The organism is Lactovum odontotermitis, assembly GCF_054658595.1.
In genome coordinates this window covers 49561-65126 of the sequence record NZ_BAAGGQ010000006.1, presented here as the reverse complement: position 1 = coordinate 65126, position 15566 = coordinate 49561, and the positions used below count along the sequence as shown (strand labels likewise).

Annotated in this window: 17 protein-coding genes; 16 read left to right on the top strand and 1 reads right to left on the bottom strand. The window is 47.0% G+C overall.

Translation table 11 applies throughout. From position 1 onward, the window contains the following. Window positions 1-123: 123 nt before the first annotated feature. From gatC to ACYQ2E_RS04860, 4 genes are all read left to right on the top strand, one after another. Window positions 124-429, top strand: a complete 306-nt coding sequence (gene gatC, locus ACYQ2E_RS04875; protein WP_460016948.1) for an Asp-tRNA(Asn)/Glu-tRNA(Gln) amidotransferase subunit GatC — start codon at window positions 124-126, stop codon at window positions 427-429. Further along, window positions 429-1898, top strand: coding sequence for an Asp-tRNA(Asn)/Glu-tRNA(Gln) amidotransferase subunit GatA (gene gatA / locus ACYQ2E_RS04870; protein ID WP_460016947.1), 1470 nt, complete (start codon window positions 429-431; stop codon window positions 1896-1898). Before gatC ends, gatA begins: the two co-directional genes overlap by 1 nt. A 6-nt stretch (window positions 1899-1904) precedes the next feature. Continuing rightward, window positions 1905-3341 carry an Asp-tRNA(Asn)/Glu-tRNA(Gln) amidotransferase subunit GatB gene (gene gatB, locus ACYQ2E_RS04865; protein WP_460016946.1) on the top strand — a complete coding sequence of 479 codons (1437 nt, stop codon included), beginning with the start codon at window positions 1905-1907 and terminating at the stop codon, window positions 3339-3341. 125 nt (window positions 3342-3466) lie between these two features. Further along, the gene (locus ACYQ2E_RS04860) at window positions 3467-3973 is read left to right on the top strand and encodes a DUF536 domain-containing protein (RefSeq protein ID WP_460017004.1); all 507 of its coding nucleotides are present in this window, start codon (window positions 3467-3469) and stop codon (window positions 3971-3973) included. A gap of 16 nt (window positions 3974-3989) precedes the next feature. Here ACYQ2E_RS04860 and ACYQ2E_RS04855 read toward each other — a convergent pair whose 3' ends face one another. Then, the gene (locus ACYQ2E_RS04855; protein WP_460016945.1) at window positions 3990-4310 is read right to left on the bottom strand and encodes a hypothetical protein; all 321 of its coding nucleotides are present in this window, start codon (window positions 4308-4310) and stop codon (window positions 3990-3992) included. A gap of 342 nt (window positions 4311-4652) precedes the next feature. Here ACYQ2E_RS04855 and ACYQ2E_RS04850 point away from each other — a divergent pair, with 342 nt between their 5' ends. The 12 genes from ACYQ2E_RS04850 (at window position 4653) to ACYQ2E_RS04795 (ending at window position 15565) form a co-directional block, all read left to right on the top strand. Continuing rightward, the gene (locus tag ACYQ2E_RS04850) at window positions 4653-4967 is read left to right on the top strand and encodes a hypothetical protein (RefSeq protein ID WP_460016944.1); all 315 of its coding nucleotides are present in this window, start codon (window positions 4653-4655) and stop codon (window positions 4965-4967) included. 17 nt (window positions 4968-4984) lie between these two features. Then, a complete protein-coding gene (locus ACYQ2E_RS04845) occupies window positions 4985-6616 on the top strand; it encodes a MutS-related protein (protein WP_460016943.1) in 1632 nt (543 codons plus the stop codon). Window positions 6617-6950: 334 nt separating this feature from the next. Further along, window positions 6951-8789 (top strand): BglG family transcription antiterminator, encoded by a 1839-nt coding sequence (locus ACYQ2E_RS04840; protein WP_460016942.1) that lies wholly within the window; start codon window positions 6951-6953, stop codon window positions 8787-8789. 4 nt (window positions 8790-8793) lie between these two features. Next, entirely contained in the window at window positions 8794-9135 is a 342-nt protein-coding gene (locus ACYQ2E_RS04835; protein WP_460016941.1) for a PRD domain-containing protein, read from the top strand. A gap of 80 nt (window positions 9136-9215) precedes the next feature. Then, window positions 9216-9572, top strand: coding sequence for an SFCGS family glycine-rich protein (locus ACYQ2E_RS04830; protein WP_460016940.1), 357 nt, complete (start codon window positions 9216-9218; stop codon window positions 9570-9572). 3 nt (window positions 9573-9575) lie between these two features. Continuing rightward, window positions 9576-9917, top strand: coding sequence for a DUF4312 family protein (locus ACYQ2E_RS04825; protein WP_460016939.1), 342 nt, complete (start codon window positions 9576-9578; stop codon window positions 9915-9917). A gap of 20 nt (window positions 9918-9937) precedes the next feature. After that, complete coding sequence (locus ACYQ2E_RS04820) at window positions 9938-10708, top strand: DUF4311 domain-containing protein (protein WP_460016938.1); 771 nt, start codon at window positions 9938-9940, stop codon at window positions 10706-10708. Between the two features lie 16 nt (window positions 10709-10724). Then, entirely contained in the window at window positions 10725-11411 is a 687-nt protein-coding gene (locus ACYQ2E_RS04815; RefSeq protein WP_460016937.1) for a DUF4310 family protein, read from the top strand. Window positions 11412-11423: 12 nt separating this feature from the next. Further along, window positions 11424-12587, top strand: a complete 1164-nt coding sequence (locus tag ACYQ2E_RS04810; RefSeq protein WP_460016936.1) for an amidohydrolase/deacetylase family metallohydrolase — start codon at window positions 11424-11426, stop codon at window positions 12585-12587. Continuing rightward, entirely contained in the window at window positions 12584-13693 is a 1110-nt protein-coding gene (locus tag ACYQ2E_RS04805; protein WP_460016935.1) for a DgaE family pyridoxal phosphate-dependent ammonia lyase, read from the top strand. Before ACYQ2E_RS04810 ends, ACYQ2E_RS04805 begins: the two co-directional genes overlap by 4 nt. Then, window positions 13693-14436, top strand: coding sequence for a 2-dehydro-3-deoxy-phosphogluconate aldolase (gene dagF, locus ACYQ2E_RS04800; protein ID WP_460016934.1), 744 nt, complete (start codon window positions 13693-13695; stop codon window positions 14434-14436). Before ACYQ2E_RS04805 ends, dagF begins: the two co-directional genes overlap by 1 nt. 172 nt (window positions 14437-14608) lie before the next feature. After that, window positions 14609-15565: an L-lactate dehydrogenase gene (locus ACYQ2E_RS04795; RefSeq protein ID WP_460016933.1), complete on the top strand. Its 957-nt coding sequence runs from the start codon at window positions 14609-14611 to the stop codon at window positions 15563-15565. Window position 15566: the final 1 nt, after the last annotated feature.

Here is a 15566-nt window from a genome sequence, read left to right as displayed (position 1 = left end):
CTGAACTCAGTTAGAATTCCAAAACCTCGCGCTCGGGCGAATGCTATTCTAAAACCGAGCGCTTGCGCGAACGTTATTCCAAAAAGCCGAGCCCTCGGGCGAACGCTATTCAAAGGAGAATCAATGTCAACAATAACCAGACAAGACGCCGAGCACGTTGCAGACTTGGCCAAGTTAAAGTTTGAAGATAATGAAATCGACGCTTTCACAGAAACACTCAGCAAAATCATCACCATGTTTGAGCAGCTGGGAGAGGTGGACACAGAGGGCGTGCCGTTCACGTCAAACCCGGCCGACAACCTCAACCACTGGCGCGAAGACATCGCAGCACCCGCGGCTGACCGCGAGCTCTTGCTGTCGCAGGTGCCTGAAACCGAGGACGGCTTCATCAAAGTACCGGCAATTCTAGAAGGTGGAGGTGATGCCTAATGTCTTTTAACGATAAAACAATCACAGAGCTGCATGAATTGCTCGTCTCAAAAGAAATCTCTGCCGCAGAGCTGACAGCAGCAACTTTGGCCGATATCAAATCACGTGAACCCCAGGTTGACGCATTTTTGAAAATCACAGAAGACGAAGCGCTGGCTGCGGCTGCAGAAGTGGACAAACGCGGTGTCAGCGCCGACGTCCTGACAGACGGAATTCCGCTCGCAGTCAAAGACAATATCGTCACCAAAGGAATCGAAACGACCGCGGCTTCAAAGATTCTGACCGGCTGGCAGCCTCCTTATGACGCCACTGTGGTCGAAAAATTCAAGCAGGCAGGCATGATTATGGTCGGCAAGACCAACATGGATGAGTTCGCCATGGGCGGCTCCGGCGAGAATTCTTCCGTCAAGACGACGAAAAACGCCTGGGACTTGGCAAAAGTGCCCGGCGGCTCTAGTTCGGGCTCGGCCTCAGCTGTGGCTTCTGGACAGGTGCGCTTGTCCCTGGGTTCCGATACCGGCGGTTCAATCCGTCAACCGGCAGCATTTTCCGGTATAGTCGGGGTAAAACCGACCTACGGCCGTGTGTCCAGGTTCGGTCTGATAGCTTTCGGCTCGTCTTTTGACCAGATTGGTCCATTTGCCCCAACCGTGCGCGAGTCTGCGCAAATGTTAAATGTCATTGCAGGATTTGACGGCGCGCACGACAGCACATCTTCAGACCGAGGACAAACTGATTTCACTGGGAAAATGGGTCAGTCTATCAAAGGCTTACGTATCGGAATTGTCAAAGAACAGCTGGGCGAAGGGGTAGACCCTGCGGTGAAAGCCCAGATTCTGGCAGCTGCCAAGGTGCTTGAGGCACAAGGCGCCATCATTGACGAAGTTTCACTGCCGCATAGTGAATATGCCGTGGCGGTTTATTATATCGTGGCGTCCAGCGAAGCCAGCTCGAACCTGCAGCGTTTCGACGGAATTCGTTACGGCTACCGTGCAGACGACATTGCCAATCTGGACGATGTCTATGTCAAATCCCGCAGCGAGGGCTTCGGCGAAGAGGTCAAGCGCCGTATTATGCTGGGGACTTACAGCCTGAGCGCCGGTTACTATGATGCTTACTTCAAGAAAGCCGGTCAAGTGCGGACGCTGATTATCAATGACTTCAAGAAAGTTTTTGCCGACCATGACCTGATTCTGGGGCCGACGGCACCGACTGCGGCCTATAATCTCGGCACGCTGAATCACGACCCGCTGACCATGTACCGCGGCGACATGATGACAATTCCGGTCAACTTGGCTGGACTGCCGGGCATTTCAGTGCCGGCCGGCTTTGTCAATGGTCTGCCGATTGGCCTGCAGCTTGTGGCGAAGCCGTTTGACGAAGAGACCATGTTCCAGGCGGCGGACGCTTTTGAGCAGACCACTGATTTTCACACAGAGAAACCGCTGATTTTCAAGGAGGGAGTGTAATATCACATGAATTTTGAAACAATTATCGGACTTGAAGTCCATGTTGAGCTAAATACCAACTCGAAGATTTTCAGCCCCGGCCCCACGCCCTACGGCGGACAGGAGCCCAATACCAGCACGAACCTGATTGACTGGGGCCTGCCGGGTGTGCTGCCGATGATGAATAAAGGCGTGATTGAGTCAGGCATCAAAGCCGCTCTGGCGCTGCAGATGGACATTCACCAGCGCATGCACTTTGACCGCAAGAATTATTTCTATCCTGATAATCCCAAGGCCTACCAGATTTCACAGTTTGACGAGCCCATCGGCTATGACGGCAAGATTGAAATCGAGCTACCCGACGGCGAGAAGAAGCTGATTCGCATTGAGCGTGCCCATCTGGAAGAAGATGCCGGCAAGAACACGCACGGCACGGGCGGCTACAGCTTTGTCGACTTGAACCGTCAAGGCGTACCGCTGATTGAAATCGTGTCCGAGGCCGACATGCGCTCGCCTGAAGAGGCCTACGCCTATCTGAACGCTCTGCGTGAAATCATACTTTATACAGGCATTTCCGACGTGAAGATGGAGGAAGGCTCCATGCGCTGCGACGCCAACATTTCCCTGCGCCCTTACGGACAGGACGAGTTCGGCGTCAAGACCGAGCTGAAAAACCTGAACTCCTTTAACTACGTGCGTAAAGGCCTGGAATTTGAAGTGGCGCGTCAGGCAAAAGTTTTACGTGCAGGCGGAGAAATCCGTCAGGAAACTCGCCGTTACGATGAAAAAACTGGCGAGACCATCTTGATGCGCGTGAAAGAAGGCTCCAGCGATTACCGTTACTTCCCGGAGCCCGACCTTGGCCCATTTGAGATTTCAGATGACTGGATTGCCAGTGTCAGAACGACTTTACCGAAGTTCGCCGCTGAACGTCGTGCCGACTACGTAGAGAAATTCGGCCTGTCCGATTATGATGCCCGCCAGCTGACCGTTTCCAAGCAGGTTTCCGACTTCTTTGAAGAATCCGTGAAACTGGGCGGCGACGCCAAACTCGTGTCCAACTGGCTGCAGAGCGACATTGCCCAGTATTTGAATGCAGAAAACCTTGAGCTCAAAGACATCCAGCTGACACCGGCCAACCTGACCGAAATGCTGAAACTCATTGCTGACGGCACTATTTCCAGCAAAATTGCCAAGCGCGTCTTTGTCGAATTGGCGAAAAACGGCGGCTCCGCTGAAGAATTCGTCAAAAAGGCCGGACTTGTCCAGATTTCAGACCCAGCCCAGCTGATTCCAATCATCCAGGAAGTCTTCGCCGCAAACGAAAAGTCAATCAATGACTACAAAGGCGGAAACAAGAACGCAGCCAAAGCGCTGATAGGCCAGCTGATGAAAGCGACTAAAGGGCAGGCGAATCCGCAAGTGGCGCAGCAGCTTTTGAACGCAGAACTGGAGAAGCTCTGAGAACTTATTCTTGTTTGCTTTGAATTTTCTGCGAAATTCTGCAGATAATGGAACATTGGCGCCGTGAAACGGTGCAGAAAGACAGCAGCTTGACAAGCCCGAGCCAGCTGGATATAATACTAATAATGGAAACAAAAACAGTTACTGAACTTGCGGGGCTTTTCGGGGTCTCGCGTCAGGCCATGAACAACCGTGTCCGTGCGCTCGAAGACGACTTTGTCGAGAAAAACGACCGAGGCGTCACCGTGGTCAACTCTGAGGGGGTGGCTGAGCTTGAGCGCCTTTACGGCAAGGTTGTGACAGCCAAGCAGGAAGTCGTCGACAAACCCGCTCTCGCGAGCGGCCAGGACAAGACCATTTTCGCCATGCTGTCAAGCCTGATGGAAGGCAAAGACACCGAAATCGAGCGCCTGCACGAACAAGTCGTGGCCAAAGACCAGCAGCTGCAGATGCTGGGCAATCAGATAGAGGCTAAAGACCGCCAGATTGCCCAGAAAGACAAGCAACTCGACCAGCAGCAGCAGCTCACTGCGGCCGCGCTGCAGGATAAGCAGCAATTGATGCTGGAGCTGCGTGAAGAGCAGAATCGCGGCTTCTGGTCCCGATTGTTTAAAACTAAAAAAGCGCGTTGAGTGCTTTTTTAGTAATTTATTTTGGAGAGGCAGGACGATTAGCTGCATGTTTTTCGTCTACAATCTCCTCCATCATGTCCTGAACTGAGTCATACGCTTTCCCCTCCCAGCGGATAATGCCTGCTTCAATCAAGTCTGCCTCAAGGCCGGCGTGTAAAGCTGTTCCGGGGACACTGTTAGCAAAAGCAACGAGTTTATTGTAAATTTCCTGTTTGGAAACGACAGCATTCTCGTCGTCTGCACGGGTAATATAGACTGGCTGTGCTTCACGCACGACATAGTCCATGTAATCTTTCATTTTGGCACGAAAGTTTGATTGGCTGGTTGCTAATGTCATAATGTTTCTCCTTTGTACGGTATATAGTTATTATATCGTACAATCATGGCAAAATCAAACGCTATTCATTGACAAAATTCTTCAAGTGCCTTTTAAGCGGAATTGTGGGTCTGGCTGTGTTTGTTTAAAACAAATTCTAATTTCCAAGTAAATTTTTTATTTTAGTAAATTCGGCTTAAGCTGTTCGATATAGTTTGTTCTTTTTATCATTTTGTCACCTGTGTTCAGTATATCGAACATTGCGACTTAAAAACGAAGTTTTTTCAAGTATAACGAACAAAATTTCATTGACAACATGCCCAGATTTTCGTAAAATAAGGACAAATCAAGCGTGATTAAAAAATGATAAAAAGAGAGTACCTCATTAATTTCTTTGTAGCCTGGACAGTCTTTGAATTTGTGGTTGCAGCTGTTCTGCTGCTGATATTACCGAAAACGATAAAAATCAATTTTGGTTTCATATTGACAAATCAAGCTTCTTCCGGAAGTAAATTTAATGTGCTTGCGTTACCTGTGACAATGCTGCTGGCTTCAGCTGCCCTGAGGTATTGCTCTAAATATTTCAACAAAACTTTAGATTTTGTCCTAATTCTGGCAAATATCGTTGTTCTGCTTGGAACAAGCTTTTTTCTCGGCCAGCTTTTTGTAATGAAATGAAGTAAAAGGAAATAAAAATGTATCCATGGATTTATGTAATTGTCTTGTTTGGTGCTGCGTTAGCAGTATTTTTTTTGCTCATGCATCAGCTAGAGAAGAAAAAGTTAAAGAAGTATTTGAGCGAAAGCTGGGGAAATCTGCATCATACGCGACATAAAAAGGATAGCGTGGAGAGCTTGCAGTTCAGCCTTATTGCTCAAAAAAGCCGTCAAGATTTTGACTCTTTTGTGGATGATGAAACTTGGGAGAATTTGAATCTGCAGGAAGTATACTGGCAGCTCAATAATACGCAGACGAGTCTCGGGGCTGAGCGGCTCTATTCGAGGATGCGCCTGCTTCAATTCTCTCAGGACAATGACTTTGAAAGCCTAAAAACGTATTTCTCAGGTCATGAAGCTGAAAGGGAAAAGCTCAGGTTTATTTTAGCCGGGCTGGGCAAGAAAAATAATAATCAGGCTTTTCAAATTGTGAGCGATTCCGGCTCGGAAAATGTGAAGTATGACAAACTTTATGTTTTCTTCGGAATTCTTCCGCTGCTTTCTCTTCTACTGACTCTTGTCAACGGTATGCTGGGCTTGGCGCTGTTTATTGCGAGTGTTTTATTTAACATTATTTTCTATTTGTTTAGAAAATACACTCTAGAACTTGAATTAGAGCGGATGTCCTATTTGGTTCAAATGATTCATGTTTCTAAGAAAATGAGCGAAATAGACTTTCCCTACAAGGATAAACTTGCTCAAGATTTCAAATATTTCAAATTTCTGAACGTTTTAGGCTATGCATTTAATTATAAAAATGACTTTTCGGACACTTCGGTTTTATTTGAGTATCTCAATGCCATTTTCATGATTCCGTTTATTGCTTCTTCACAGCTGAAAAAGAAATTAAACAAACATAATTCGTCAATAAAAGAAATGCTGAAAATCATTGCTGATATTGATGTTGCAGTCGCGGCGCTCAGTTTTTTGGAATTTTGTGACAATGGTTACTGCATCCCGGAATTCTCAGAGACAAAAGGCGTGAAAGCGTCAGAAATTTATCATCCTCTGCTGGAGAAACCGGTCAGTAATTCGATAGATTTCACAGATAATATCCTGATTAGCGGTGACAATGCTTCCGGAAAATCAACATTTATGAAGACAATCGCCGTCAATCTCCTTTTAGCTCAAAGCTTGAACTTTGCTCTAGCAAAAGAATTTTCACTGTCCTACGGCGGCATAGCCACTTCAATGAATATCGGCGACAATGTGCTCGTGAAAGAAAGCCATTTTGTAGCAGAAGGAAGACGCATCAAAGAATTATTAGATAAAATTTCAGATTCAGAGTTTCACTATTTATTTCTGGACGAAATCTTCAGCGGAACCAACTCGGCTGAACGCGTTTCTATCGGCGTGAGCCTGATGGAGTGGCTGAGCCGTGAAAATTGTTTATATATGATTACCACACATGACATCGAATTAATAAAAACAGGAAAAAAATTCAGCAGCAATTATTATTTTACAAGTGATTTCAACGGTGACGGGAAAAATGATTACAAAATCAGGTCAGGAATTTCCAATAAGACAAATGCAATCGTCACACTCGAGAAATTAGACTATCCGAAGGAGATTGTCGAAAATTCTCGGAAAAAACTGAAAGATTTTGTTTGAAATCAGGACAGGCTTGCGTATTTGGCCAGATTATTCAGATTTTCTTTTGAAAAACTCGCTTTTTGGGCGAGTTTTTTTCTTGCAAGCTATCAAAAAAGTCAGAATGACTTCATGTGTTTAAAAAGCCGGCAAATTTGCACTAGTACAAGTGCAGAAATTTTGTATTTTAATTCACAGGCATTCATTGTATAATTAGTTTATAATAAAATATAAAAGAATTAAAAAATAATGAAAATAGCCTCTGCCGTGCTTTGATTGTCTTAGCCTAGACAGGTGACGGCGCACGAGGAGAATGGAGCGATTGAATGGAAATTCCAGGGAGAAATATATATTTATGTACAGAACCAGATTGACGCCGCGTCAAATCAGTATCCTTATTTCTCTATTAAAATTGGACGGGTTTACCTCTTCAAAGCAGTTTTCGGAGGAATTTGCGCTCAGTGTCCGGACAATCAAGAGCGAAATGGAGCAGATTCGGTGCTGGCTGCGTGAACAAGGGGAAGAGCTAAGTGCTCGCAGGGGAAAAGGTTATTGTATTTTTTGCTCAGATGAGAGGCGGCACGAGCTCAGGCAGCTGCTTCAGTCAAAGGAGCGTCTGAATTCACCGATGAACCAGCGGATGCGGATGAAGCAGATGATGATTGATTTGTTTATGTCAAAGCGTGCGCTCACAGCTTATTATTTCTCGGAGAAGCTGGCGGTCAGTCAAAATACGATTTTTAATGATTTTCTGTTAATGGCGGCTGAACTGCCTAAGTACGGGGTTCATGTCAAAAGTAGTCATTACGGTTATTATCTAGATGGAAAAGAACCGGCGATTCGTGAACTAATCTCAGATTTATTATTTGCGGAATCAACTAACTTTGATGTGAGCAGCCTTATTAGTCAGTTTTCGCAGGCGCGACCGGATAAGTCAGAGTTTAGAATTATTTTTTCAAACGATGATTTTAGAAAGATTTATCAGGAGGTGATTAAGCTTGTGACGGAAAATCTGACGGTTCTTAGTGACAAGATTGAAAATTACAGTATTCTGTCCTTTGTGATTCGGCTCTGCATCTCGGTTGCCCGTCTGCAGAACTCAAAGCCGATTTCAGCGAAAATTGCCGAGAAAAATGAAATAGATAATGCGGATGATGTAGAGAAATTTCTTTTTCAAGTATATGAAGATTTTGGACTTGAGGCGCTGAATGATGAGTTTGCCTATGTTACCTCAAAAGAACTGGTTTTTAATCAGGTTGACATTCCCAAATTTACCGCTCAGATTATCCACGAGGTCAGCAGCTTGTCAGGAGTCAGGTTTGACAAGGATTCGCTGCTCTTCCAGAATCTTTATACTCACTTCTCACTGATTTTTTCAAAAGGTTATCGGCTGGCAGATGAATATAATCCTTTTGTCAATGATATCAAAATCAGGCAGACAGAGATTTTTGATTTTGCAAAACAGGCTTTAAGTAAGTTCCTGTCGGAGTTTGTCAAGATTGATGATGCATTTGTCGGCTATGTGGCGCTTCATTTTCTGGCTTCGATTGAAAGAGAAAAGGCGCTTGAGCGGGATATAAAAGTTTTATACGTCTGCTCGACAGGCGTCGGCGTGACTTCTTTCATTCAGCAGAAAGTTGCCAGCCGAATTAAAAACATTGAAATCATAGGCTTTTCCAGCATTTTAAATGTTCAGGCTTACGCCAATGAGCTGAAACCTGATTTAATTATCAGTGTCTTTCCAATCGCAGGTCTTGAAGTGCCGGTTATTGAAGTGAATGCTCTTCTGACAGAAAGTGATATCCAGAGGATTCAGAACCAAGTGAATCTATTGCTGAGTGCTGGTCTAGGCTCCATTCAACCGGCGAATCAGGAGAAAAAAGTCGAGTCCAAGGACTTGCCGGTTGAATTGGTGGTGAAAGGTTTCAGCATATATTCAGATTTAAAGACGCTGTTTGCAAAAGAAAAAGAGCTGTCAATTGAGTTCCTGGAAGGATTTCTAGTCCATGTGCTCCTAATGGTGAGCCGGGTGGATAATGATGAACAGTATCAGGCCTTTGCTCCAACCAGTAATAAGGAGCTGGAGGGAAAAATCTTAGCCGTTTGTCAGGCGCATGAGCTGCCGATAAACGCGTCGGAAGTTTCGGCCCTGGTTCCTTACTATGAATATTTCAATTTAAAAACAGAAAGGTAAGTTTGTGAAAGTATTGGATGAGCTGGTTCAAAAACAAGCAGAACAGAGTAAAAATGCCCAAGAACTTGTTGAGCTTGTGAACTTTACGGAGAATCTCTTAGACCAGGAGCATCTTCAGCCCACGGAGATTCAGTGGAAAATCCTGGTCAATCACTTGGACGAGATGATTCGCCGCTCGAAAACGGGCGAGAAACTGCCGGAGATGGATATCAACCTTTTCTCGGATTTGTCTAAAAAGTCGATGGAAATGGCAGAAAAAGTTGTGCAGAGTGTACAAAATCTCGAAGATAATGAACAATTTCTGCTAGCTGTGCACTTTGAGAATGTTCAGGGAAATATTTTTTAAACTGATAGTGCAAAATTTAAAATAAAACAAAAAAGAAAGGCAACGGCGCTGTAAGGATTAGCAGCGTCAAGGGGAACAAAATGGTGAAAGTAGTTATCGGAGACCGCATGGGAAAAGGCCAGAACATTGCCAAAGGCATTGAAGCAGAAGGGGGTGAAGTGATTGTCATCCCTGGAATGGCAGCGGATATGAAGCTGGGTGACACGATGAACAAGGAGAATGCAGACCTTGGTTTGTCATTCTGCGGCTCCGGCGGTGCAGGTGCGCTGATGGCGGCCAACAAGTACAAATACACGGAGCGTCACGGGATGCGCTCAGTTCAGGAGGGCATCACTGCGATTAACGATGGAATCAAGGTGCTGGGCTTCGGCTTCATGGATACGGAAGAGCTGGGCCGAGAGCTGACGAAGGCTTATATCAAGAAGTACGGAGCCTGATTTATGAATGAAAAAAATGAAAAGGTCGTTGTGTCCGGCAAAGGAAACTCTAAGAAAAATGCCTTTGCAGCAGCGCTTAATCAGGTTCAGGCACAAATTATAAAAAATACAAATGACACAATTTTGAGGATTGAGCCGCTTAATGTTGCGGTTCTTGAGGCAAATGAGCGGCGCTGGACTGAAAAGTTTCTATTTTTCTTCTTTCCAAGGCAGAGACAGGAGTTTGAAATCAGACTCGAAGTTGAAGTGAAATGCACGCGTGTTGTTTTGGACGAAATTAATTTTAAGGTCACAGACGGAGTAGCGAATTCGATTCGTGTTCCGTTGATTGATAAAACGATATAGAAAGGCAGCGTGACATAAAAATGATTATTATTTTTGAATCAATCATTGTTGGTGCACTCATGGGATTTTCAGCTGGTATGGGCGCTTCAAGAATGTTTAATGCGCCGACTGTTCAGGCCCTCGGGGCTTTCAGAACTCTGGGGGAAATGAATTCTTGTGAGGGGGATGCTGCGTCACACTTTTCTTTCGGCCTCGGCTTTTTCTTCAATGCATGGGCTTCGGCGGTGGCAGCAGGTGCTTTCACACAGGATGTCACGCACCGTGTGCTGCCGAACTGGGCGGCGGCTTCTCTGCTGGTACGCAATAAAAATGTCAAGGAAACGGTGCAAAATCCGAAAAAAATGGCAATTGTCGGTGCGATTCTGGGCGTGATTCTTGTGACTTTCTTGAATGTCACGACGACGGCGATTCCAAGTAGTTTAAAAGTGGCTGCGGTGGCTGTGCTTGTTCCGGCGGCAACGCTTCTGATTAACACGGTCATGCCGGTTGTTTTCTGGCTGGCGGCGCTTGATGCGGGAAAACGGACTGGTTTCTGGTCGACTTTGTTCGGCGGCCTTGCACAGATTGTGATGGGAAATGCTGTTCCCGGCGTGGTTCTGGGGATTCTGATAGGCAAAGGTGTCGATGAACTGGGCTGGACGCGCCTGATGAAGATTATTCTGAGCGCTGTTATTTTACTGTTTGTACTCAGTACTTTCTTCCGCGGAATGGATTTGGTACTGCTCCAGCAGCTGAAAGTTCCAGTGCCAGGCTGGCTGACAGATTTACACAACGCAGTTACAGGAAAATGATAAGGAAGAATGAAAAATGGCTGAAAAAGTTATCGAAATAAACGAAACAGGAATTGATGAAAAAAGCTTCTGGTATGCGGATTGGGCTTTTCCAATCATGACTGGACTGATGGCTGCCGCAGTATTTGCAGGCACATCAATGTACGTCGAGCACGGTACAGGGGCTTTTAATGAAGTAGCGTTTGTCGCTATGCTGAAAGCAGGTTTGACTGGCGGAAGTTATGGTCCGGCTGCTGCCTTTGGTGCCAGCTTCTTGTTTGCGCGTGTCTTGGAGGGCTCGCTGGTTGGTATTCTTGACTTGGGCGGGTCAATCCTGACTGGTGTCGGACTCGGAATCCCGGCGATTCTGCTGGCTGCCAAAATCGATGCACCGGTTAAAAATTTCTGGCTGGCTTTGCCGACAGGCCTGCTGATTGGCTTGATTATTGGCGCGGTGATTATTGGAATTCGGCGAGCGACAATTAAAGGAAAAGCCGGCGCGCAATCAACCTTTGGAGCTGACATCATGATGGGCGCAGGCAATTCGACGGGGCGGTTTCTCGGCCCGCTGATTATCCTGAGTGCGGGACTGGCTTCGATTCCGGTCGGTATCGGCTCGGTGGTTGGTGCTTTGATTTTTTACCTCTGGAAGAAACCCATTACCGGCGGGGCGATTCTCGGCGCAATGATTATGGGGGCTTTCTTCCCGGTTGTTTTGAAGTGAAAGAGGTGATTTATGCATGATATTGTGATTAGAAATGCAAAAGACTTGACTGATAAGCTTCTAGAAGTCGCAGTGACTGACGGGAAAATTTCCTTTGTCGGCGAAACTTTTACAGGTGAAGCCAAAGATTCTGTTGATGCAAAGGGTGCTTATCTCTCGGCCGGCTGGATTGATGCGCATGTGCACTGTTATCCGGAGATGACGCTGTACTATGACTACATTGACGAGCTGGGTGTGACAAAAGGTGTGACGACAGTCATTGATGCAGGTTCCACGGGCGAGAACAATGTCAAGGAATTCTATGAATATGCCAGGCGTGCTGAGACGAATGTCTACGCCATGCTCAATATTTCGAGAAATGGAATATACGACCAGTACGAATTCCGTCATATGGAGGATGTCAATGAAGAGAACAATATTCGCCGGATGAAGGAAATGCCGGATTTCATCGTGGGAATCAAATGCCGTATGAGCAAATCGGTGGTCGGCGATAAGGGAATTCTTCCGCTGGAGCTTGCCAAATCTCTGGAAGAAAAGACTGGGCTGCCTCTAATGATTCACGTGGGGACGAATCCGCCGGAGCTTGAGGAGATTCTTGCGAAGCTGGATGCGGGTGATATTGTCACGCATGTTTTCAACGGCAAGAAGAACGGAATTCTAGGCGAAAATGGACGAATCAAGGATTTTGTCAAGGAAGCTTATGCACGCGGTGTCCATTTTGATTTAGGCCATGGGACGGACAGTTTCAACTTCGCGGTGGCGCGTGAGGCCTTGAAAGAGGGCGTCAAATGCCGGACGGTCAGCACGGACACTTATATCCGAAATCGCAAAAACGGCCCGGTTTATGATTTGGCAACCACTTTGACAAAGCTCCTGCATATCGGTTATACTTTGGAGGAGCTGATTCCAATGGTCACGAGTGTGCCTGCGGAAACTTGGCATTTCGGCGGCAAGGGTCGGCTTGAGGTCGGTTTTGACGGGGATTTGACCTTGTTCAAGGTGACGGACGAGCATGTCCCGCTTGAAGATTCCAATGGCGATGTTGAAGAATCGGTTGCGGCCATTGTGCCGACAGGCTGTACCGTGGCGGGGAAATATTTTACCAGCTTCAGCGAGCGCGAGGGCTTGAAGGGCTTTGCAGGCTATTTTGAAAGATATGGAGATTTTAAATCATGACAATAAATGAGAAATTCGGTCTCAAACATGTGATTAATGCTTCGGGGAAAATGACGATTCTAGGTGTATCTAAAGTCAGTGATACTGTGGCGGCAGCTCAAAAAGAGGCGGGACAGAGCTTCTTTGAGATGTCCGATTTAATGGAAAAAACCGGCTATTATGTCGCAAAACTTCTCGGGACTGAAAATGCGACGATTGTGTCAAGCGCCAGCGCCGGGATTGCACAGGCAGTGGCTGCAGTCATCGGCCAGGGCGATTCCTACGCGCTTTATCACCCTTACGCAAGTCGAATCAGCAGGCGGGAAATCATTCTTCCCAAAGGCCACAATGTCGATTACGGTACGGGTGTGCAGGTCATGGTCGAAGTCGGCGGCGGCAAGGTTGTCGAGGCAGGCTGGGCAAATATGTGCTCGGCCGAGCACATTGAGATGGAAATCACGGACAATACGGCGGCGATTCTCTATATCAAGTCTCATCATACGGTGCAGAAGAGCATGCTGACGGTTGAGCAGGCTGCGGCGGTCGCCCACAAGCACCATCTGCCGCTGATTGTGGACGCGGCGGCGGAAGAAGATTTGCACAAATACTATGAAATGGGCGCGGATTTGGTCATTTACTCGGGTGCCAAGGCTATTGAGGCGCCGGCTTCGGGACTCGTAGCCGGCAAAGACGAGCTAATCAAGTGGGTGCAGCTGCAGTCCAAAGGCGTCGGCCGCTGCATGAAAATCGGCAAAGACAACGTCGTGGCGCTGGTTCAAGCCATTGAAGAATACCTGGCCAACGGCTCAGAAAGTCGGGAAAGTCAGGAGCAGCGCCTTCTGCCCTTTATTCAGGCGGTCAATGAAATACCCGGCCTTGAAGCGAAAGAAGTTCAAGACGGAGCAGGCCGCGAAATCTTCCGCGCCGCCGTCAAAGTGACATCCGCCGCAGCGAAAACGGCATATACGGTCGTTGCAGCACTCAAAGAAGGTGATACCGCCGTCTATACACGTGAATACCAGGTCAACAACGGCATCATAGAATTTGACATCCGAGCTGTGACTGCGGAAGAATTGACAGTGATTGAAAATAAACTTGAAAAAATCATGAGAGGAAATGAAAAATAATGAAACTTACACCAAATTATCTCGAAGACCGTCTCTGCCTGAACGTCCTGGCAAATTCACCTCAGAACGCCAAGGAAATCTACGCAGCTGCCGAAGGCCATGTACTGGTCGGTGTGCTGTCAAAAAATTATGCCAGTGATGAAGCGGCAATCGAGGACATGAAAATTTATGCGGAGGTCACTGAAAACGCCCTTTCCGTAGGACTCGGCGCAGGTGACCCGAATCAATCAGCCATGGTTGCCCGCCTGTCCGGCGTCTTGAAACCTCAGCACGCCAATCAAGTTTTCACGGGTGTGGGTGCGACACGGGCATTGCTCGCCGAAAACGAAACGATTGTCAACTGTCTGGTTAATCCGACAGGCAAAGTCGGTATTGTCAACATTGCCACGGGGCCGCTTTCTTCGCAAGCTGCGTTGCCTGCTGAAGTGCCGGTTGAGACGGCGATTGCGCTGATTAAGGACATGGGCGGAAGCTCCATCAAGTTTTTCAACATGCACGGCCTCGCCCACATTGAGGAGTATAAAGCCGTTGCCAAAGCCTGCGCTGACAATGATTTCTATCTCGAGCCGACCGGCGGCATTGACCTGACGAACTTTGAGGAAATCGTGCAAATCGCTGTGGATGCGGGTGTTCAGAAGATTATTCCGCATGTTTACAGCTCAATCATTGATAAGACGACGGGCGACACGAAGATTGAAGATGTCAAGGCGCTGCTGGCGATGATGAAAAAGAGTCTGCTGTAAGCTGTAATAAGAAATCGGATAGAGAGTAGAAATTCTTGCAGAATTAGGGTAAAATAATAGAATGGTAAGATAAACTTGGAGTAATTGTAAAGATTTAACGTTTTTGTGCAATTTCGTGAAACAATTATTGCCAGCGAGTTGATACTTACAAGTTTGAAAGGAAAATCATTCTATGTCAAAAAAAGTTGTTATCGTCGGCGATGGCGCAGTCGGCTCAACCTATGCTTATACTCTGCTCCTGCAGGAACTCGCAGAAACAATCGTCTTAGTGGATGTCAATAAAGACCGTACACTGGCAGACAGTCTGGACATGACGCATGCACAGCCCTTCACAAAACGCTCGCCTCAGCAGATAATTTCTGGAGAATATTCAGATGCGGCGGATGCAGATTTGGTTGTCATCACTGCCAATGCACCTGCTGCGCAGCTCAAGGTTGGTGACAGCCGCCTGGCCTTGCTCGAGGGCAATATTGCTATGATTAAGAGCATTACGACGTCTATTATGGCGTCGGGCTTTGACGGGATTTTCCTGATTGCTTCAAATCCGGTGGATGTGATTTCGCGTATTGTGGCGGAGATTTCCAGCTTTCCGAAGGAGCGGGTAATCGGCAGCGGCACCGTGCTTGATTCTGCCAGGATGAAATCAATTCTAGCGTCGAAGTTTCAGATTGATGCGAATGATGTCAGCGGGTACGTGATTGCGGAGCATGGTGCCAGCAGCTTTACGGCCTGGTCGTCTGCGCAGGTGGCTGGTGTTCCTCTGAGCGTTTTCGCCGAAAAAGAAGGTTTTAGAGACTTGGATGTTGAGCAGATTGATGAAGAGGTTCGTCAGGTCGGCCTGGATATTTTCCAGATGAAGGGCTCGACGTCATACGGGATTGCGAGTGCTCTGGCGACTATTACACGAGCGATTTTCAAAAATGAGCGCACGGTGCTGCCGGTTTCAAGTTATCTGAAGGAGCCTGTCTACGGCGTCAGTGAGCTCTACATCGGCATTCCGACGGTGGTTTCGGCGCAGGGTGCGGAAAAAGTGGTTGCGCTGGATTTGACGGCTCAAGAACAAGAGAAGTTCCGTCAGAGCGCGGAAATATTGATGCAGAACTTTGAGTCAATTTCCGGGAAATTATAAT